The 19,048-nt window shown below is 68.1% G+C and carries 17 protein-coding genes; 8 read left to right on the forward strand and 9 right to left on the reverse strand.

What is annotated here, in order from left to right:
- The first annotated feature begins 65 nt into the window (after window positions 1–65).
- The gene (gene queG / locus DK254_RS11140; RefSeq protein ID WP_109933823.1) at window positions 66–1,133 is read left to right on the forward strand and encodes a tRNA epoxyqueuosine(34) reductase QueG; all 1,068 of its coding nucleotides are present in this window, start codon (window positions 66–68) and stop codon (window positions 1,131–1,133) included.
- A gap of 277 nt (window positions 1,134–1,410) precedes the next feature.
- Here the strand turns inward: queG and orn are convergent, their stop codons facing one another.
- Window positions 1,411–1,953 (reverse strand): oligoribonuclease, encoded by a 543-nt coding sequence (gene orn, locus DK254_RS11145; protein WP_089389985.1) that lies wholly within the window; start codon window positions 1,951–1,953, stop codon window positions 1,411–1,413.
- 89 nt (window positions 1,954–2,042) lie between these two features.
- Here orn and rsgA point away from each other — a divergent pair, with 89 nt between their 5' ends.
- Complete coding sequence (gene rsgA / locus DK254_RS11150) at window positions 2,043–3,074, forward strand: small ribosomal subunit biogenesis GTPase RsgA (protein ID WP_109933824.1); 1,032 nt, start codon at window positions 2,043–2,045, stop codon at window positions 3,072–3,074.
- A gap of 46 nt (window positions 3,075–3,120) precedes the next feature.
- Here the strand turns inward: rsgA and motB are convergent, their stop codons facing one another.
- Both motB and motA read right to left on the reverse strand, forming a co-directional pair.
- Window positions 3,121–4,146, reverse strand: coding sequence for a flagellar motor protein MotB (gene motB / locus DK254_RS11155; RefSeq protein WP_109933825.1), 1,026 nt, complete (start codon window positions 4,144–4,146; stop codon window positions 3,121–3,123).
- Between the two features lie 3 nt (window positions 4,147–4,149).
- Window positions 4,150–5,001 carry a flagellar motor stator protein MotA gene (motA, locus tag DK254_RS11160; protein ID WP_043268576.1) on the reverse strand — a complete coding sequence of 284 codons (852 nt, stop codon included), beginning with the start codon at window positions 4,999–5,001 and terminating at the stop codon, window positions 4,150–4,152.
- Window positions 5,002–5,123: 122 nt separating this feature from the next.
- On the opposite strand from motA, the gene DK254_RS11165 reads away from it, so the two are divergent.
- From DK254_RS11165 to DK254_RS11185, 5 genes are all read left to right on the forward strand, one after another.
- Window positions 5,124–6,656, forward strand: a complete 1,533-nt coding sequence (locus tag DK254_RS11165; protein ID WP_109933826.1) for an HDOD domain-containing protein — start codon at window positions 5,124–5,126, stop codon at window positions 6,654–6,656.
- A 128-nt stretch (window positions 6,657–6,784) separates the two neighbouring features.
- A complete protein-coding gene (gene rhdA, locus DK254_RS11170) occupies window positions 6,785–7,600 on the forward strand; it encodes a thiosulfate sulfurtransferase (RefSeq protein ID WP_109933827.1) in 816 nt (271 codons plus the stop codon).
- 3 nt (window positions 7,601–7,603) lie between these two features.
- Window positions 7,604–8,473, forward strand: a complete 870-nt coding sequence (gene asd, locus DK254_RS11175; protein ID WP_109933828.1) for an archaetidylserine decarboxylase — start codon at window positions 7,604–7,606, stop codon at window positions 8,471–8,473.
- A gap of 184 nt (window positions 8,474–8,657) precedes the next feature.
- A complete protein-coding gene (locus DK254_RS11180; protein WP_109933829.1) occupies window positions 8,658–10,466 on the forward strand; it encodes a molecular chaperone in 1,809 nt (602 codons plus the stop codon).
- Window positions 10,467–10,528: 62 nt separating this feature from the next.
- Window positions 10,529–12,601 carry an EAL domain-containing protein gene (locus DK254_RS11185; protein WP_109933830.1) on the forward strand — a complete coding sequence of 691 codons (2,073 nt, stop codon included), beginning with the start codon at window positions 10,529–10,531 and terminating at the stop codon, window positions 12,599–12,601.
- Window positions 12,602–13,044: 443 nt separating this feature from the next.
- On the opposite strand, the gene DK254_RS11190 is transcribed toward DK254_RS11185, so the two are convergent.
- The 5 genes from DK254_RS11190 to DK254_RS11210 all read right to left on the reverse strand — a co-directional run bounded on the left by DK254_RS11190 (window position 13,045) and on the right by DK254_RS11210 (window position 17,035).
- Window positions 13,045–14,217 (reverse strand): integrase core domain-containing protein, encoded by a 1,173-nt coding sequence (locus DK254_RS11190; RefSeq protein WP_109933014.1) that lies wholly within the window; start codon window positions 14,215–14,217, stop codon window positions 13,045–13,047.
- A 472-nt stretch (window positions 14,218–14,689) separates the two neighbouring features.
- Window positions 14,690–15,235 carry a GTP cyclohydrolase I FolE gene (gene folE / locus DK254_RS11195; RefSeq protein ID WP_089394489.1) on the reverse strand — a complete coding sequence of 182 codons (546 nt, stop codon included), beginning with the start codon at window positions 15,233–15,235 and terminating at the stop codon, window positions 14,690–14,692.
- 96 nt (window positions 15,236–15,331) lie between these two features.
- Window positions 15,332–15,889, reverse strand: a complete 558-nt coding sequence (locus DK254_RS11200) for a Smr/MutS family protein (protein ID WP_109933831.1) — start codon at window positions 15,887–15,889, stop codon at window positions 15,332–15,334.
- A gap of 59 nt (window positions 15,890–15,948) precedes the next feature.
- Window positions 15,949–16,269, reverse strand: coding sequence for a hypothetical protein (locus DK254_RS11205; RefSeq protein ID WP_009618630.1), 321 nt, complete (start codon window positions 16,267–16,269; stop codon window positions 15,949–15,951).
- Window positions 16,270–16,438: 169 nt separating this feature from the next.
- A complete protein-coding gene (locus DK254_RS11210; protein WP_109933832.1) occupies window positions 16,439–17,035 on the reverse strand; it encodes a cysteine hydrolase family protein in 597 nt (198 codons plus the stop codon).
- 172 nt (window positions 17,036–17,207) lie between these two features.
- Here DK254_RS11210 and prmB point away from each other — a divergent pair, with 172 nt between their 5' ends.
- On the forward strand, window positions 17,208–18,119 hold the full coding sequence (gene prmB, locus DK254_RS11215; RefSeq protein ID WP_109933833.1) for a 50S ribosomal protein L3 N(5)-glutamine methyltransferase: 912 nt from the start codon (window positions 17,208–17,210) through the stop codon (window positions 18,117–18,119).
- A 202-nt stretch (window positions 18,120–18,321) separates the two neighbouring features.
- Here the strand turns inward: prmB and DK254_RS11220 are convergent.
- Window positions 18,322–19,048 (reverse strand): hypothetical protein (locus DK254_RS11220; protein WP_109933989.1); only part of this gene is annotated, 727 nt, incomplete at its 5' end.

Consider the following 19,048-nt stretch of genomic DNA (forward strand, 5'->3'; position numbering starts at 1 on the left):
TCGGGCGCCGGTCGGCGCGGTCTGGCAGAATTATACCTACCCCGGTCCCGCTTTCCCGCCCTCCCATGCACGATTCCACTTCCGACTACAGCACCATCGCCGAGCGCATCAAGGCCTGGGGCCGCGAACTGGGCTTCCAGCAGGTGGGCATCGGCGGGCTGGACCTGGAAAGCCACGGCGAGCACCTGCAACGCTGGCTGGCCGCCGGCTACCAGGGCGAGATGGACTACATGGGCGCCCACGGCAGCAAGCGCTGGCGCCCGGACGAGCTGGTGCCCGGCACCCTGCGGGTGGTCTCGCTGCGCATGGACTACCTGCCCGTCGACACGCGCATGGCGCAGCGCCTGGCCGAGCCGGAAAAGGCCTACGTGTCGCGCTACGCCCTGGGCCGCGACTACCACAAGCTGGTGCGCAAGCGCCTGCAGCAGCTGGCCGAGCGCATCCAGGCGGAAGTCGGGCCGTTCGGCTACCGCGCCTTCGTCGACAGCGCGCCGGTGCTGGAAAAGGCCATCGGCGAACAGGCCGGGCTCGGCTGGATCGGCAAGAACACCCTGCTGCTCAACCGCAAGGCCGGCAGCTACTTCTTCCTCGGCGAGCTGTTCACCGACCTGCCGCTGCCCCTGGACGAGCCCCACGGCAGCGAGCACTGCGGGCGCTGCAGCGCCTGCCTGGACATCTGTCCGACCAACGCCTTCGTCGGCCCCTACGTGCTGGACGCACGGCGCTGCATCTCCTACCTGACCATCGAGCTGAAGGGCCCGATCCCCGAGGAACTGCGCGCGCCCATGGGCAACCGGGTGTTCGGCTGCGACGACTGCCAGATCGTCTGCCCCTGGAACCGCTTCGCCCGGCCCAGCGAACAGGGCGACTTCCAGCCCCGCCACGGCCTGGACAACGCCGGGCTGGCCGAGCTGTTCCTGTGGAGCGAGGAAGAATTTCTCAGCCGCACCGAAGGCTCACCGCTACGCCGCGCCGGCTATGAGCGCTGGCTGCGCAACCTGGCGGTGGGATTGGGTAATGCGCCGTCGAGTATTCCGGTGATAGAGGCGCTGAAGGCGAGGCGGGAGTTTCCGTCGGAGTTGGTGCGCGAGCATGTGGAATGGGCGCTGCGGCGGCATGGGGTGGGACTGTAGGGGCTCTGCCGGTTGGGTTCGGAGCTCGCCCTGAAGAGCGCCCTCTCCCTAACCCTCTCCCTGAAGGGAGAGGGGACCGTTCGGAGTATTCGGATGCTCCTGAGTCAGCCGGTAACAACGGAGGCAGCCGGCGAGCGCCATACTCTCCGTCGGCACGGACAAGCTCCCTCTCCCTTCAGGGAGAGGGCTGGGGAGAGGGAGCGGAGCCAAGCCGAAATACCTAAGCCGCCTGGAAACCCCGTTCGCGAGCAAGCTCGCTCCTACGAAAAGCGAGGGTTCAGACCTTGATGAAGGTCTCGCGGTAATAGCGCAGCTCGGCGATGGACTCACGGATATCGTCCAGCGCCAGATGGGTATTGCCCTTCTTGAAGCCGTCGCGCACCTGCGGGGCCCAGCGGGCGGCCAGTTCCTTGAGGGTGGAGACGTCGAGGTTGCGGTAGTGGAACCAGGCTTCCAGCTTCGGCATGTGCCTATAGAGGAAGCGGCGGTCCTGGCAGATGCTGTTGCCGCAGATCGGCGAGGCGCGCTTGGGCACCCACTTCTCCAGGAAGGCCAGAGTCATGGCCTCGGCCTGGGCGGCGTCGATGGTGCTTTCGCGCACGCGCTGGGTCAGGCCCGACTGGCCGTGCTGGCGGGTGTTCCACTCGTCCATGCCGGCGAGGGTCTCCTCGCTCTGGTGCACGGCGATCACCGGACCTTCGGCAAGAATGTTCAGCTCGCTGTCGGTGACGATGGTGGCCATTTCGATGATCAGGTCCCGGTCCGGGTCCAGGCCGGTCATCTCCAGGTCGATCCAGATCAGGTTCTGTGGGTTCTGCATGCTGCGCTCCTCGGCTCAAGCCCCCTAGTTTAGCGGGAAGCGCGCCGGGGCATGCTAAACTCGCCGGCGATTTTTCACTCGGGTTGCCTATGGCCAAGCGTCATCTCACCCGCCGGCAGAGCTGGCGCATCGAAAAGATCCAGGAAGAGCGCGCCGCGCGCGCCGCCAAGCGTGAGTCACGCGCCCTGGAGGAGCTGGAGGGCGGCGACCTGGGGCCGGAGCAGAACGGCCTGGTGATCGCCCACTTCGGCGTCCAGGTGGAAGTCGAGGCGCTGGAAGGCGAGCACGCCGGCGAGGTGCTGCGCTGCCACCTGCGCGCCAACCTGCCGCCGCTGGTGACCGGCGACCGCGTGGTCTGGCGCCCGGGCAACCAGGGCATCGGCGTGATAGTCGCGCAGCTGCCGCGCACCTCCGAGCTGTGCCGCCCGGACATGCGCGGCCTGCTCAAGCCGGTGGCGGCCAACGTCGACCGCATCGTCATCGTCTTCGCCCCGCGGCCCGAGCCCCACGCCAACCTGATCGACCGCTACCTGATCGCCGCCGAGCACGCCGGCATCCAGCCGCTGCTGCTGCTGAACAAGGCCGACCTGATCGACGAGCAGAACGCCGAGCAGATCGATGCCCTGCTGGGCACCTACCGCGACCTGGGCTACCCGCTGCTGGAGGTCTCGGCCTTCAACGGCCTGGCCATGGACGCCCTGCGCGCGGCGCTGAACGACCACGTCAGCGTGTTCGTCGGCCAGTCCGGGGTGGGCAAGTCGTCGCTGGTCAACGCCCTGCTGCCGGGGGTGGACACCCGCGTCGGCGATCTTTCCGAGGTGACCGGCAAGGGCACCCACACCACCACCACGGCGCGGCTGTTCCACTTCCCCGCCGGCGGCGACCTGATCGACTCCCCCGGCATCCGCGAGTTCGGCCTGGGCCACGTCACCCGCGACGACGTCGAGGCCGGCTTCATCGAGTTCCGCGACCTGCTCGGGCATTGCCGCTTCCGCGACTGCAAGCACGACCGCGAGCCGGGCTGCGCGCTGCTCCAGGCGCTGGAGGAAGGCCGCATCAGCCCGCAGCGCATGGCCAGTTATCGGCACATTCTCACCAGCCTGCCGGAAACGGATTACTGATCGACGCCCGCGCTCCGACAACCCTGCCGGAGCGCCAGGCCCCATCTCACTGCTTCTTCAGCTCGTCCAGCTTCAGCTTGCCGTCGTCGAACAGGTTGAGCTTCTCGCGCACCTGCCCGGCCGGCAGCGGCTGGGATGCAGGCGCCGGTGCGGCGCCGGCAGGCGGCGTGGCCGGCTGGCTGGCCGCCGGTTCCTCGGCCGTGCCGTCCTGGCCTTCGATGGCGCGTTGCGCGCGCTTGGTCAGGACGATGATGTCGATGCGCCGGTTCACCGGGTTCAGCGGGTTCTTGCGGTCGAACAGCTGCGACGAGGCGTAGCCCACCACCCGGGCGATCTGCCCTTCCGGGTAGCCGCCGGCCACCAGGGCGCGGCGCGCGGCGTTGGCGCGGTTGGCCGACAGCTCCCAGTTGCCGAACTCGTCGCCGGCGTAGGGTTTGGCGTCGGTGTGGCCGCTGATGCTGATCTTGTTCGGCACCTGCTTGATGGTCTCGGCCATGGCCAGCAGGATGTCCTCGAAGTACGGCTGCAGGCGCGCGCTGCCGAGGTCGAACATCGGCCGGTTCTCGGCGTCGACGATCTGGATGCGCAGGCCGTCGCGGGTGATCTCGAACAGGATCTGGTCCTTGAAGCGGCGCAGCGTGGGGTTCTCGTCGACCTTGTTCTGCAGCTCCTGGAGCAGCAGCTCGAGGCGCTCGTGCTCGATCTGCTCGGCCTGGCGCTCGGCCTCGGCGGGGTTGACCTCCTTCTCCGACTCCGGGCTGATGCGCGTCTCGTCCGCCTCCGGCTGTGCCTGGATCTGCGGGTTGAGGGTCTTGTCCGGGGCCGGCGTCGGGGTGCCGCCGAGGTCGATGACGTAGGGGCTGGCGCTCTCGGTGAAGCCGATGGGGTCCTGGAAGTAGCCGGAAATCGCCTTCTTCTGCTCCGGCGTGGCCGAGGACAGCAGCCACAGCACCAGGAAGAACGCCATCATCGCCGTGGCGAAGTCGGCGAAGGCGATCTTCCAGGAGCCGCCGTGGTGCCCGGCGGCGTAGCGCTTGACGCGCTTGACGATGATCGGCTGGTTGTTGTCCATCGCTTAGCGCCCGCGCACTGCCTGCTCAAGCTCGGAGAAGCTGGGGCGGTGCGCCGGCAGCAGCACCTTGCGGCCGAACTCCACCGCCAGCGACGGCGGCATGCCCGAGGCCGAGGCCACCAGGCAGGCCTTGATCGCCTCGTAGAGGTTCAGCTCTTCCTTGGCGTCGTGCTCCAGCGCGTTGGACAGCGGGCCGACGAAACCGTAGGCGGCGAGGATACCGAGGAAGGTACCGACCAGCGCGGCGGCCACGTGGTGGCCGATCTCCGCCTGGCTGCCCTGGCCGAGCAGGGCCATGGTGATCACTATGCCCAGCACCGCGGCGACGATACCGAAGCCGGGCAGCGCGTCGGCGACGCGGGTGACCGCGTGGGACGGATGCTCGAAGTCTTCCTTGAGGCTGCCCAGCTCCATGTCGAACAGGCCTTCCAGCTCGTGGGGGGCCATGTTGCCGGAGGACATGATGCGCAGGTAGTCGCAGATGTAGGCGGTCATGCGCTCGTCCTTCAGCACCGCCGGGTACTTGCTGAAGATCGGGCTGGAGGCGGGTTCCTCGAGGTCGGCCTCGATGGCCATCATGCCCTCGCGGCGGCTCTTGTTGAGGATCTCGTAGAGCATGCCCAGCACTTCCAGGTAGAAGACGTGGGTGAAGCGGTTGCTGAACATCTTCGGCGCCTTCTTCAGCACCGTCATGAAGGTGCTGCCGGGGTTCGCCTGGAGGAAGGCGCCCAGCGCGGCACCGCCGATGATCAGCACTTCGAAGGGCTGCACGATGGCCATGATCTTGCCGCCGGAGAGCAGGTAGCCGCCGAGGACGCTGCCCAGCAGGACAATGATGCCGATGATTTTTGCCATTGAAGAGTCGACTGGAACGGTGGACGGGACGGGGGCGCCAATATGCGCCGCCCTCTTGTTATCGGAGAAACCGCGCAAGACTATAGGCTGCAAATTGTAAAAACCAGTTCGGCGGCCCAAGCATGCCCATCCAGACACCCGACCCGCAGCGCCTCGCCTCCTGGCTCCAGTTGCTGGAGGAATTGCCGCTGCCGGTGCCCGCCGAACAGCACGAGCGCGTGCGCCGCGCCCTGGCGGACAACCGCCGGTCCCTGCGCGACATCGCCGACCTGCTGCAGGACTGCCCGACACTGGCCCTGGCCATCCTGCGCGAGGCCAACCGCGCGCGCATGGCCCGGGACAACCCGGCGGAAAGCCTGGAGGTGGCCCTCAGCCGCCTCGGCCTGGTGCGCGCCACGGCCCTGCTGGAGAGCCTGCCCAGCGTGCCCGCCGCGCAGATGCCGCCGGCCCTGGGGCAGATGCTGCTGATCAGCCGCCACGCCATGCACCAGGCCAGCGGCCTGTTCGCCAGCCGCCTGGCGCGGCTGTGGCAGGAAATCCACTGGGGCAGCCTGCTGATCCTGGCGCCGGTCTGGGCGCTGGCCACGGCGCGCCCGGAGCTGCTCGAACAATGGCAGCAGCAGGTGCTCGGCGAAGGCCGCGCCAGCGCCGAGGTGGAACAGGAACTGCTGGGCATGCGCCTGCTGCCGCTGTGCGCGGCCCTGGCCGAGCGCTGGCGCCTGCCGGAGTGGATCGGCCAGGGCCTGCGCCTGCTCGGCGAGGACCATGAACTGCTGGTCCGCGCCCTGCACCTGGCGCACGCCGAAAGCGAACCGCTGGCCCAGCAGCAGCGCCTGGATGCCGACCCCGAGCTGGCGCGCTGGCTGACCCGCCCGGCCAACACCATCCTCCTGGCCAACAGCCTGGCGATGGCCGCGCACCAGTCCTGGGGCGGGCCGCACATGCTGCGCTGGCAGCGGCTCACCGCGCTCTACCTGCAGGAGCCGCTGGAGGCGCTGCAGCAACAGGTCCACGCCCTGGCCGTGGAGAGCGCCCGGCGCGACGCCGACGCCCGCTACTGGCACCCGGCCCAGGCACTGCTCTGGCCGTGGGAAAGCCAGCGCTGGCAGCCGCGACACAACGCCGCGGCCGCGGATGCACCCGCCGCCGGCGACCCCGGGCAGTGGCGCCGGCTGTGCGCCGAACTGCTGCGCACGCCCAGCCCGTTCGGCAACCTGGTGCCCCTGCTGGAATGCGCGGCCGAAGCCCTGCACGCCTGCGGCCTGGACCGTGCCGTGCTGCTGCTCGCCGACCGCCAGCAGAACCTGCTGCAGGCCCGCCGCAGCTTCGGCCTGGCCCCGGCGGAGCAGAACCTGCAGCTGCCGGTGGCCGGCAGCCAATTGCTGCGCCGCCTGCTGGAACGCCCGGCGCGCCTGCACCTCACCCCGGCCAACATGGCCGAGTACTCCGCGCTGCTGCCCGGCCGCCTGAAGGCGGCGCTGCCCGGCAACCACCTGCTGCTGCGCTCCCTGGCCCGCGGCCAGCGCGTGGTGATGCTGGTGGTGGCCGACCGCCACGGCCAGCCCATCGGCAGCGTACAGGGCCAGGCCTTCGACAAGACCTGCCAGTGCATCGAGCGCGCCCTGCAGCAATTCGGCGCGGCGCCGGCCCAGTGACACGCCCTGAAGCGATTGCCCGCCAGCGCCGCGCGCTTTTTCGTTAAACTGCTGGGTTTCGCGGGTAGCCCAGGGCGCCAGCTCACGCCATCCCGTCCCACGACACCCGCCTTCAGGGAGATGCCGACATGTCCGCCTTTTCCGACCTGCCCCTGGTGATAGAACCGGCCGAGCTGGCCGCCCGCCTCGACGCCCCCGAGCTGATCCTGGTCGACCTGACCAGCCCGGCGCGCTACGCCGAGGGCCACCTGCCCGGCGCCCGCTTCGTCGCCCCCGCGCGCACCCAGTGGGGCCAGCCGCCGGCGCCCGGCCTGCTGCCGGCCAAGGCCGACCTGGAAGCGCTGTTCGGCGAACTGGGGCACAACCCGGGCGCCGTGTACGTGGTGTACGACGACGAAGGCGGCGGCTGGGCCGGGCGCTTCATCTGGCTGCTGGACGTCATCGGCCACCCGCACTACCACTACCTGGACGGCGGCCTGCACGCCTGGCTGGCCGAAGGCCGCGAACTGAGCCGCGACGTCCCGGCGCCAGCCGGCGGCCCGCTGCCGCTGACGCTGCACGACGAACCCACCGCCACCCGCGAATACCTGCAGAGCCGCCTGGGCGCCGCCGACCTGGCCGTCTGGGATGCGCGCAACCCCAGCGAATACAGCGGCCAGAAGGTGCTGGCGGCCAAGGGCGGGCACGTCCCCGGCGCGGTCAACTTCGAGTGGACCGCCGGCATGGACGCGGCCCGCGCCCTGCGCATCCGCACCGACATGGCGCAGATCCTCCGCGACCTGGGCATCACCCCGGACAAGGAAGTGATCACCCACTGCCAGACCCACCACCGTTCCGGCTTCACCTACCTGGTGGCCAAGGCCCTCGGCTACCCGCGGGTCAAGGGCTACGCCGGCTCCTGGTCGGAATGGGGCAACCACCCCGACACCCCCGTAGAGGTTTAAGGAATGTCGTTCAAAGATCGTCTGTTCATCCTCGGCCAGTACCTGCTGCCGCACCATCTGCTGTCGCGCCTGGTCGGCTGCGCGGCCGAATGCCGCGCCGCCTGGTTCAAGAACCGCCTGATCGGCTGGTTCGCCCGCCGCTACCAGGTCGACATGCGCGAGGCGCTGGTGGAAGACCTGCAGGCCTACGAGCACTTCAACGCCTTCTTCACCCGCGCCCTCAAGGAGGGCGCGCGGCCGCTGGACGAGACTCCCGGCGGCGTGCTCTGCCCGGCCGACGGCGCCATCAGCCAGCTCGGCCCCATCGAGCACGGGCGCATCTTCCAGGCCAAGGGCCACAGCTTCAGCCTGAGCGAACTGCTGGGCGGCGACGCCGAGCGCGCCGCGCCCTTCATGGGCGGCAGCTTCGCCACCGTCTACCTCTCGCCGAAGGACTACCACCGCGTGCACATGCCGCTGGCCGGCACCCTGCGCGAGATGGTCTACGTGCCCGGCCGGCTGTTCTCGGTGAACCAGCTCACCGCCGAGCAGGTGCCGGAGCTGTTCGCCCGCAACGAGCGCGTGGTCTGCCTGTTCGATACCGAACGCGGCCCCATGGCCGTGGTGCTGGTGGGCGCGATGATCGTGGCCTCGGTGGAAACCGTGTGGGCCGGCCTGGTCACCCCGCCCAGGCGCGAGCTGAAGGCCTTCGCCTACGACGAAGCTGCCCGCCAGCCCATCCACCTGGAAAAAGGCGCGGAACTGGGGCGCTTCAAGCTGGGCTCCACCGCCATCGTGCTGTTCGGCCCCGAGCAGGTCGCCTGGGCCGAACAACTGGCCGCCGGCAGCCCGGTGCGCATGGGCCAGCTGCTGGGCAACGCCCGCCAGGCGTGAGCCGGCGCAAGCCGGGCCCCCTGTAACCGGCCTGTTACCTGAAAGCCAACGGCAGGCCCGTCTCCCAACCAGGGAACGGGCTGCCTTCTCAGGTGGATACTGCTAGAGTTTGGAAAAAACCGGCGCCCAAGACCGGCACAACGGTCCAGCGAACGGCCCAGATCGTGGAGCACCTCATCCGACCATGGACAATACGAGTCCCCAGCAATTGCTGCGCGTCCCCACCCCGACGCAGGAAAGCCTGAGCTTCTGCAACGTCACTGCGCGCGATATCAAATACTGGCTGGACCACCTGCCCAAGGCCAACCTCGGCGAGACCGCACGCCAGCTGTACCAGGGCCTGATCGAGCTGAACCAGCTGAAACTCCCGGTGGAGGCCCGCCTGCAGCTGCTGGAGCTGTTCCGCCCGGAAGTCCAGTCGGTCTGCCACAACCTCGAACGCCACTTTCTCAACCAGTCCATCGTCCTCGACGAGCGCCCGCGCAAGGTCGCCAACCTCTGCCAGGCCCTGCAGAACCACCTGGCCGTGGGCTACAAGCTGGTGGTGGTGCGCGAGGCACCGCGCTTCACCCGCGAACGCGCACAGATCCTCACCCTCGCCCTGCAGCGGGCCATCCGCAGTCTCTGCGGCCCGCTGATCCGCGCCCAGCAGCTCTATTGCCCGGTGCCGGAAAGCCTGTGGCTGGAGCTGCACCAGCTCTACCAGCTGGCCCGCAGCAAGGGTGTGCAGGGCTTGGCGGTCCGCGACGACCTTGCCAAGCATGGCAACAGCCTGAACGTCGAACAGGCCTACCTGGTGGCCCTGCTGCTGGGCTGCGCCCGCTGCAACCAGATGCGCCAGGCCGGCATCGCCCAGGTGGCCGAGGCCCTGGAGGCCTGGGGCTCGCTGGTACGCCTGCAGGAGGCCGACCTGCCGTCCAGCCTGTTCGTGGTCGCCCCACAGGTGGACGGCCCACCGCGCTACCGTTCGCTGTACAAGGCCAGCGACCTGCACAACGGCCTGGGCATGGACCCGCAGCGCCTGGTGGCGGCGATCAAGGAATACATGCAGGCCCCCGCCGAGCAACGCGACAAGCTGCCGCTCAAGGGCGGCGAGCGCATCAGCATCGACCTGCTGCAGCACCTGGCCAGCGCCTGGGGCGACATCGCCGAACGCAGCTTCCAGCGCACCTCCGGCCAGGGCCAGCTGACCCTGTGCATCGGCATGAGCGCACTGCACTACTACCTGTCCGGCCGACGCCCCTTCGCCGACCTGCTCAAGCTGCCAGAACCTGTACAGGCGACCTTCCAGGCGGAAGTGAACGACGCCTGGGCCAATGCCTTCGACGCGCAGAAGGTCACCGACTGGCAACCAGGCATGCCGCTGGAGGAAATCGAATACCAGCCGCTGCGGTCGGCGGACCAGGGCTCGCCCGACGCCGCCGGGGCCGCTGCCAGCGACGAGTACCCGGTCTTCACCCTGTCCATCGTCAACCACAGCCCCGGCGGCTACTGCCTGACCTGGCCGAAGGAAATCCCCAGCCAGCTGCAGGCCGGCGAGCTGCTCGGCATCCAGGATGCCCCCGGGCACAGCTGGAGCGTCGCGGTGGTGCGCTGGATCCGCCAGGTCCGTGGCGGCGGCACGCAGATGGGCATCGAACTGATCGCCCCCATCGCCCAGCCCTGCGGCCTGCAACTGCTGCGCAAGTCGGAGCAGAGCAGCCACTACCTGCGCGCCCTGCTGCTGCCGGAAATCGCCGCCATCTCGCGGCCGGCGACACTGATCTCGCCACGCCTGCCCTTCCAGGAAGGCAGCCGCGTGCAGATCAACCTGCACGGCGAGGAACGCCGCGCTACCCTGACGCGCAAGCTCACCGCCACCGGCAGTTTCAGCCAGTTCGAATACAGTACCCAGGAGCGTCCGAAGGGCGCCGACGATAAGCCCGTCACAGGGACGAGCAGCCATACGGGGCATGGGGAGGAAGACTTTGACTCACTCTGGAAGTCGCTGTAGATTCGGCCGCACTCCATTCGTCGCCTCCTGGCTGCCATCCGGCGCGCTATAAGCAGCTCTTCATGGCCAATGAAAAGAAAACCGTCCGCCTGCTGATCCTGGAAGACTCGCAGAACGAGGCCGAGCGCCTGGTCAGCCTGTTCCGCAATGCCGGGCGCGCGACCCGCGTCCACCGCGTCACCTCCAGCGAAGACCTCGCCGAAGCCCTGCAACAGACCTGGGACCTGCTGATCGCCGCCCCGCACAGCGGCGCCCTGGCGCCGGACGAGGCCCTGGCCAGCCTGCGCCGCCAGGCCAAGGACATCCCCTTCATCCAGCTTGTCGAGGGCAACGACTCCGACAGCATCACCGAGGCACTGGCCCTCGGCGCCCAGGACGCCCTGCCCCAGGGCGAGGACGAGCGCCTGGTGCTGGTGGCCAACCGCGAAATCGCCGCCCTGGAAGAGCGCCGCGCCCGGCGCACCGCCGAAGTCGCCCTGCGCGAGGCGGAAAAGCGCTGCCAGCTGCTGCTGGACAGTTCGGTGGACGCCATCACCTACGTCCACGACGGCATGCACATCTATGCCAACCGCGCCTACGTCGCGCTGTTCGGCTACGAGGACGCGGAGGAGCTGGAAGGGCTGCCGATGATCGACCTGATCGCCCCGGCCGACCAGGCGACCTTCAAGGACTTCCTCAAGGGCTACCAGCACGGCGACGGCGACAACGAGCTGCTGTGCAGCGGCGTGCGCGTCGATGGCCAGGCGCTGCGAGCGCGCATGGGCTTTTCCCCGGCCACCTATGACGGCGAGCCCTGCATCCAGGTGGTGATCCGCGCCGAGCAGGACAACAGCGAACTGCAGGAGAAGCTGCGCGAGGTCAGCAGCCAGGACCTGGTCACCGGCCTGTTCAACCGTGCCCACTTCCTCGACCTGATGGATGCCGCCGTGGAGCGCGCCATCACTGCCGGCCAGCCGGCCACCCTCGCCTACCTGCTGCTCGACCGTGCGCAGAACCTGCAGCTGAGCCTGGGCATCGCCAGCATCGACCTGCTGCTGGCCGACCTCGCCCACCTGCTGCGCGAGCATTTCCCCGAGAACGCGCAACTGGCCCGTTTCAGCGACGACGCCTTCAGCGTGCTGCTCGACGGCCAGACGCCGGAACAGAGCAAGGCGCTGTTCGCCAGCCTGCTGAAGCGCATCGAGGGCCACCTGTTCGACATCCACGGGCGCACCGCCCAGGTCACCCTGTCGATCGGCTGTGCCGGGCTCGACGAAAAGACCAGCCGCGCCCAGGACGTCATCGAGCGCGCCCACCGCTGCGCCGACGAAATCGCCCAGGCCGAGGGCAACGGCATCAAGCTCTACGACCCGGCCGACGAACTGGCCGCCGCCGCCAGCCGCGGCGACCTGCTGGCCATCGTCCAGCAGGCGCTGGAGAAGAACGCCTTCCGCCTGCTGTTCCAGCCGATCATCAGCCTGCGCGGCGACAGCCACGAGCTGTACGAAGTGCTGCTGCGCCTGCTCAACCCGCAGGGCGAGGAAGTACCCGCCGCCGACTTCCTCGGCGCGGCCAGGGCCGGAGGCCTGGCCGAGCGCATCGACCGCTGGGTGCTGCTCAACTCCATCAAGCTGCTCGCCGAGCACCGCGCCAAGGGCCACGACACCAAGCTCTTCGTGCACCTGTCCGGCCCCAGCCTGCAGGACGCCGGGCTGCTGCCCTGGCTGGCTGTGGCCCTGAAGGCCGCGCGCCTGCCGGCCGACTCGCTGATCCTGCAGATCAGCGAAACCGACGCCGTGGCCCACCTCAAGCAGGCCAAGGCCCTGAGCCAGGGGCTCGCCGAGCTGCACTGCCAGGTCGCTCTCGGCCAGTTCGGCTGCGCCCTGAACCCGTTCAGCACGCTCAAGCACATGAACGTCGACTTCGTGAAGATCGACGGCTCCTACGTGCAGGACCTCAGCCGCCCGGAGAACCAGGAGAACCTGCGCACCCTGATGGCCAGCCTGCACGCCCAGGCCAAGCTGACCATAGTGCCGATGGTGGAGAGCGCCACCGCCCTGGCCACCCTCTGGCAGGCCGGCGCCAACTACATCCAGGGCCGCTACCTGCAGGGCCCGAGCCAGGCGATGGACTACGACTTCTCCTCGGAGGAGTGACGCCCGCCCCCATCCCACACCTGCAGGAGCGGGCCCTGCCCGCGATTCGCGCGCAGGGCGCGCTCCTACATGGGAATCACACAGGTGGTGCGGTTCTTATCCGCCCTACCAACCATCACGAATGCGGGGAGCCAGGGTTCGCGAGCAAGAACTAGGCGTCCCCCTCGATCCTACGAAAAGCAAAAGCGCTTTTGCTCTCGCATTTGCATTTAGGACTTCCAGAGAAACAACCGAGCGCACCGGAACGCCCCTTCAGAAGGCCGAGCGAAACCGGCGCTCAGGAGGTCATGCGACATGGATGTCGCGAGAGCCCCGATGGGCTACAGGGACGTACCCTCGGGGCGGGCCTCCGTGGCGGGGGAATTCGTGAGGGTAGCCCGGCTCCATCGGGCCCGTATGCGGGCAATGTAGAGGACAAGCACATGGGTAACAAATGAGTTCAGTCACATGGGTGACACTCGCATCGTCAGGTATCGATCATTTCGCTCGTGTTCGTCCAGCTTGCCGATAACGATTGGGCCGAAATGCACAGCCCAGATGCCCTCACCGGTGAGTTCCAGTCCGACGAGTTCGCGCTGTAGCACATAGCCCACATAAATCTGCATTCCCCGTCGATTGACCAAGCCTGCGCCGTCGACCCGGTATACCTCCATGTGCCCTGGATAACTGGGCTCAGGCAGGCGGTCCGGGAAGGCTCGTGGTGAAGGGACATAGCACTGCGCCGGGGTTTTCTGCTCCAGGGCTTCATGCGGCCGCTCATGGTTGTAGTGCTGCAGGAAGTTCTCGAAGCAGGTCTGCTGACTGCTCAGATCAGCCTCGGGTGGCTGGACAGTGGCGAATTTGAGCGTGCGGTGCATACGCTCATGGCGACCATTCTGTTCCGGGTGGCCGGGTGCGATGCGTTCGGGGAGGATGCCCAGGCGCAACCACCAGATGGATAACCGCGACAGGCCCGCCCGCCCCTTGCTGACAAAGGGCGTGCCGTTGTCCGTGCGCAGGCGGGACGGTAGTCCGTAGGTACGGAACAGGCGCTCGAAGACCGCCTGCGTTTCGGCCAGGCGTGGGCCAAGCAGTCCATCGCAGGCCAGGAGGTAGCGGCTGGCATGGTCCATGACCGTAAGCGGGTAGCACCATTGCCCATCGCGGGTGAGGAACTGCCCTTTGTAATCGGCCGTCCAGAGGTCGTTGGGAGCCTTCGCCGGGGTCAGTGGTTTTGGATAAGCTGGTATCCGCTGGCGCACTCGTCGCGGCGCGATCAGGTCCGCCTGCTTGAGGATGTTGTAAATCGTGGTCCGCGAAGGGCTCTGCCCGGGGTAACGCTGCTCGACCAGCACCTGGATCTTCTTCGGGCCTAAATCGACATTCGAATCCCGACGTAACTTGAGGATGTATTCGCGGATCACGTAAGGCGTCGTAAACGCTTGCTTATGGGGGCGCCGGCTTTGTTCGTCCAGCCCCTCCAGACCCGCGTGTCGGTAGCGCTCCACCCATTTGTAGCCGGTCTTGCGACTGATGCCGAAGCGCTCGCACAACACAGTGAAGCTGTAGAGCTCACGCAGATAGTCGGCAATGAACAGTACTTTCTCATCCATAGGTTTCAGCTCTCGCCAAGGCATGGGCCAGTCCTCGTGAGGTGACCCCTGCAGGTTAGAAACTGTTACCCATGTGCCTGAACCGATTTGTCACCTATGTGGGTGAGTCGTACCGGCAAGCCTTCTTGGTTACTTCTTTGGCGTTTGAAAGAAGTGACTCGCCCGAGGGGGCGAAACAAGAGACATCAACGCACTCGGAGCGGCGCGTTACACCAAGCCCCCACGCTTCTGGGTTTCCGCGTTCGCCGGAATGACGGGGCGGAAGGATGGCGCCTGACCGACAAGCCACTCCGAACAGCCCCCTCTCCCTTCAGGGAGAGGGCTGGGGAGAGGGTGCTCTTACACCCAACGCCGATGCCACCGACAAACCCCGTTCGCGAGCAAGCTCGCTCCTACAATCCACCATGAGGCACGGTATTCCCCCGTAGGAGCGGACTCCGTCTTACAGACAAGAAAAACCGGCCCCACAGGCCGGTTTTTCATCCCACAAGCGACCTCAGCGAATCAGGCTGAGAAACTCGCTGCGGGTGGCGGCGTTCTCGCGGAACTCGCCGAGCATCACCGAGGTGACCATGGAGGAGTTCTGCTTCTCCACGCCGCGCATCATCATGCACATGTGCTTGGCCTCGATGACCACCGCCACGCCCAGGGCGCCAGTGACCTGCTGCACGGCCTCGGCGATCTGCCGGGACATGTTCTCCTGGATCTGCAGGCGGCGGGCGTACATGTCGACGATGCGCGCCACCTTGGACAGGCCCAGCACCTTGCCGTTGGGGATGTAGGCCACGTGGGCCTTGCCGATGAAGGGCAGCAGGTGGTGCTCGCACAGCGAGTACAGCTCGATGTCCTTGACCAGCACCATCTCGCTGTTGTCGGAGCTGAACAGCGCGCCGTTGACGATCTCTTCCAGCGTCTGCTGGTAGCCGCGGCAGAGGTACTGCATGGCCTTGGCGGCGCGCTTGGGCGTGTCGAGCAGGCCTTCGCGGGTGACGTCCTCGCCGAGCTGGCTGAGGATCTCCGAATAGTTTTGTTCCAGGGACATGATCTACCTGTTGGGACTCGTTGAAGCGCAGGAGACGCAGGGTAGGGCGCGCGTCGCGCGCTGGCAAGGGCGCGGTGCGCCAGCGGGGACGACGGATTATTCGTCGCGCCCCTCCAGCATGGTGCGGCGCAGCATCACGTAGAGCGAGCCGGTACCGCCGTGGCGCGGCATGGCCGAGGTGAAGCCCAGGACCTGCGGGTGCTGGCGCAGCCAGGTGTTGACGTGGCTCTTGAGCAGCGGCCGGCGGCCGTCGGTGCGTGCCGCCTTGCCGTGGGTGACGCGCACGCAGCGGACTTCCAGGCGGGTGGCCTCGGCGAGGAAGTCCCAGAGCAGCTCGCGGGCCTTCTCGATGTTCATGCCGTGCAGGTCGAGGCTGCCCTCGAAGCCGATCTGGCCGGCCTTGAGCTTGCGCATCTGGCCTTCCTGGACGCCGTCGCGGGCCCAGTACAGCTCGTCCTCGGCGCCGACGTCGATGACGAACAGGTCGGACAATCCGTCGACGCGCAGGTTTTCCACCTTCGTCGTGGCGTTCTGCTGGCGCAGCCGGACCTGCTGGCGGTCGGCCCTGGGCTTGCCGGTGTCGGCCTGGTCCACCTCGATGCGCTTGACGCCGCGCATCTCGTTGGCGAACAGGGAAAAATCGTCGTCTTGCATGGAGCCTCCGCGAAGAGGCGGCATTCTAACGGATCACGGGCGCCTTGCGGCAAGCCCGCTCAGCCGCGCTTCTTCATCAGCCGCGGCGACAGGCTGAGGCCGTCGCCACGCCGTGCGCGGCGCCGTGCCAGGCGCCAGAACAGCACGCCCAGCCACAGGGCGAGCAGGCCGATCACCAGCAAGACCGCGCCGGCCGCCGGTTCGATGTGCATCACCCCCGCCGCCGGTTGCCGGCGCAGCAACGCCGCGCCGCCGGCCAGGGCGCCGAGCACGCCGAACGCGGCGATCAGTGCGGCCACGGCGGCCACGAAACGCCAGCGCCAGCGGCCCGGTCGCTTCGGGCGCAGCGTGCGTGGATCGAAACTGTCGGACATCTTCATCCCGGCTTCCTCATCTGCTGAACGAGGCTATGACCGGTGTCGGCGGGAGGGGGTTCCGCCCCTGCGGGGAATGCCTGGCCCGCCCGTCCGGCGCGTGCCCGCTGGATGCGTTGCCTTACAGCCTAATAGCTGCGGCGGCAAGGCGCCGCCGCAGCGGGACGGACGGTGCTCAGATGAGCGCCTGGGCCTCGCCGACCACGGCGGCGAAGTTGTCGCCCAGGGCGGCCATTTCCGCGTGGTGCAGGTCGCGCGCCGAGAGCACGCCGCCATCCGGGGTGGGGATGTCGCGGGTGGCGCAGGCGGCGGTGACCAGGGTGCAGCGGTAGCCGTAGTCCTTGGCCGCGCGCACGGTGGTGCTGATGCTCGAATGGGTCATGAAGCCGCAGACGATGAGGTCCAGCCGGCCGTTGTGCTGCAGGCGGTCATGCAGCTCGGTGCCGGAGAAGGCGTTGGGCAGGCGCTTCTCCACCACCACCTCGCCGGGCAGCGGCGCCAGTTCGGGCAGGAACTGCCCGCGCGGGCCCTGCGGGTCGAGCAGGCCGCCGTGGATACCCAGGTGGCGCACGTGGACGATCGGGGTGCCCTGGCTGCGCGCGGCATCCAGCAGCAGGCGGATTTGTGCGACCGCCGGTTCCAGGCCGGGCAGGGCGAGGACGCCGCTGCGGTACTCTTCCTGGGCGTCGATGATCAGCAGCGTGCTCTGGCGGAGGGTGGCGGGCGGATAGCCGCGTCCGCTGATCTTCAGCATGCTGAGCGGTTGGGACATGACGTACTCCTGATGATGCGTATGCCACCATTGTGGTCTGTTCCGCGGGCGCTGTGAATCTATGCGAAACCCGCGCAAAGTGGTATTGACCCCCTCGACGCCGGTATGCGCCCGCTGTACGCCGCCTTGGGCTAGAATGCCGGGCTTTTGCCCGTTGCGAGGACCTTGCGCCGTGACCGAATCCCGTTTGCTGACCCTTCGAGACCATATCCGCTGGGCGGTCAGCCGCTTCCATGCCGAGGGGCTGTTCTTCGGGCATGGTACCGACAACGCCTGGGACGATGCGCGTCAACTGCTGCTCGGTGCGCTGCACCTGCCGTGGGAAATGGCCGATGCCTACCTGGACTGCCGCCTCGAGGACGACGAGCGCGACTACCTGCGCGAGCTGCTGCGCAAGCGCATCGAGGAGCGCGTGCCCACCGCCTACCTGCTGGGCGAGGCCTGGTTCTGCGACCTGCCCTTCGTGGTCGACGAGCGCGTGCTGGTCCCGCGTTCGCCCATCGCCGAGCTGATCCGCCAGCGCTTCGCGCCCTGGCTGGCGGCGGAGCCGGCGCGCATCCTCGACCTGTGCACCGGCTCGGGCTGCATCGGCATCGCCTGCGCCCACGAGTTCCCCCGGGCGGAAGTGGTGCTGGCCGACCTGTCCTTCGACGCCCTGGAAGTGGCCAACGTCAACATCGAGCGCCACGAGCTGGGCGAGCGCGTCTACACCGTGCAGGGCGACGGCTTCGCCGGCCTGCCGGGGCAGCGCTTCGACCTGATCGTGTCCAACCCGCCCTACGTCGACGCCGAGGACTTCGCCGACATGCCGGCCGAGTACCAGCACGAACCGGAACTGGGCCTGGCCTGTGGCGACGACGGCCTGGACCTGGTGCGGCGCATGCTCGCCGAGGCCGCCGACCACCTGACCGAGCAGGGCACCCTGATAGTCGAAGTGGGCAACAGCCAGGTGCACGTCGAGGCGCTGTACCCGGAGGTGGACTTCACCTGGCTGGAGTTCCGCCACGGCGGGCACGGGGTGTTCCTGCTCTCGGCGAAGCAGTGCCGGGAGCACCAGGCGCTGTTCCGCTCGCGGGTGAGCTGAGGCGCCGCGGGCCTTGCCCGCGATTTCGCGCGCAGGGCGCGCTCCTACAGGGGGAATGGTTGCGGAGCGGATCTCAACCGCGAAACGCGCCGGAACGCCCGGCCATCGCGGACAAGGTCCGCTCCTACGGTTCCAGGAAGCACGGTCGTAGGCGCGGACTCCGTCCGCGATGGACCTCCGCGCAAAACCGAATCCCCAGGCCTCAGTGCGTCGCCATCCAGATCAGCAGCCCCGCCTGGAACACCGCGAACACCGTCAGGCAGGCGATGATGAAGCGCAGGCTGGTGTCGTCGCGGCGGAAGGTCTCGATGCGCTGCTGCAGCTTGCGGATCTCGTTGTCCTGGCTGGCCAGGTTCTGGTCGGCCTGCTCCAGCATGGCCGCGGCGTCCAGCAGCGGCACCAGCTGCACCTTGTCCTTGTTCCAGTCGTCGTACAGCTCGCTCACCCGGCCGGCGCCGTAGCGGGCCTTGAGCAGGCGCGAGTCCTCGTAGTCCACGTCGAAGCCCTGGGCGCGCAGGAAATGGTCGCGGCGCAGGCGGATGTCCTCGTTGGGCGCGTCCTTCACCCCCAGGGTGCCGCCCTCGACCTTGTAGTGCGCCCACTTCTGCTTGGCCCAGGCGATGCCCTGGGCCAGCAGGAAGCGGCCCAGGCCGCGGTTGATCGGCTCCAGGGCGAAGCCGCTGTCGGCGCCGAAGCGCACTTCCTTGTTGCGGTGGTCGGCCCAGACTTCGAACAGGTTCTGCTCCTTGCGCAGGGCCTGGCCGGGCAGCTGGACGCTCAGGCGCAGCAGGCTCTGCTCCGGGGCGTGGCGTTCCACCCGGCCGAGCTGGACGAAGCGCAGGGCGCGGGTGCCGGTGTTGCGGTCGGTGGGCTGGGGCGCCAGGCGCAGCAGGCGGAAATGCTCCGGCGCCAGCTCCGCCCAGGGGTGG

This window comes from Pseudomonas sp. RW407 (assembly GCF_003176655.1).
GTDB classification, from domain to species: domain Bacteria; phylum Pseudomonadota; class Gammaproteobacteria; order Pseudomonadales; family Pseudomonadaceae; genus Pseudomonas; species Pseudomonas delhiensis.

Excerpts from the sequence above, each read along its gene's own strand:
- DK254_RS11190 (WP_109933014.1), bottom strand. The coding sequence starts at position 14,217 with ATGCCTTGGCGAGAGCTGAAACCTATGGATGAGAAAGTACTGTTCATT.
- orn (WP_089389985.1), bottom strand. The coding sequence starts at position 1,953 with ATGCAGAACCCACAGAACCTGATCTGGATCGACCTGGAGATGACCGGC.
- queG (WP_109933823.1), top strand. The coding sequence starts at position 66 with ATGCACGATTCCACTTCCGACTACAGCACCATCGCCGAGCGCATCAAG.
- rsgA (WP_109933824.1), top strand. The coding sequence starts at position 2,043 with ATGGCCAAGCGTCATCTCACCCGCCGGCAGAGCTGGCGCATCGAAAAG.
- folE (WP_089394489.1), bottom strand. The coding sequence starts at position 15,235 with ATGTCCCTGGAACAAAACTATTCGGAGATCCTCAGCCAGCTCGGCGAG.
- DK254_RS11205 (WP_009618630.1), bottom strand. The coding sequence starts at position 16,269 with ATGAAGATGTCCGACAGTTTCGATCCACGCACGCTGCGCCCGAAGCGA.
- motA (WP_043268576.1), bottom strand. The coding sequence starts at position 5,001 with ATGGCAAAAATCATCGGCATCATTGTCCTGCTGGGCAGCGTCCTCGGC.
- motB (WP_109933825.1), bottom strand. The coding sequence starts at position 4,146 with ATGGACAACAACCAGCCGATCATCGTCAAGCGCGTCAAGCGCTACGCC.
- rhdA (WP_109933827.1), top strand. The coding sequence starts at position 6,785 with ATGTCCGCCTTTTCCGACCTGCCCCTGGTGATAGAACCGGCCGAGCTG.
- asd (WP_109933828.1), top strand. The coding sequence starts at position 7,604 with ATGTCGTTCAAAGATCGTCTGTTCATCCTCGGCCAGTACCTGCTGCCG.
- DK254_RS11180 (WP_109933829.1), top strand. The coding sequence starts at position 8,658 with ATGGACAATACGAGTCCCCAGCAATTGCTGCGCGTCCCCACCCCGACG.
- DK254_RS11165 (WP_109933826.1), top strand. The coding sequence starts at position 5,124 with ATGCCCATCCAGACACCCGACCCGCAGCGCCTCGCCTCCTGGCTCCAG.
- DK254_RS11210 (WP_109933832.1), bottom strand. The coding sequence starts at position 17,035 with ATGTCCCAACCGCTCAGCATGCTGAAGATCAGCGGACGCGGCTATCCG.
- DK254_RS11200 (WP_109933831.1), bottom strand. The coding sequence starts at position 15,889 with ATGCAAGACGACGATTTTTCCCTGTTCGCCAACGAGATGCGCGGCGTC.
- DK254_RS11185 (WP_109933830.1), top strand. The coding sequence starts at position 10,529 with ATGGCCAATGAAAAGAAAACCGTCCGCCTGCTGATCCTGGAAGACTCG.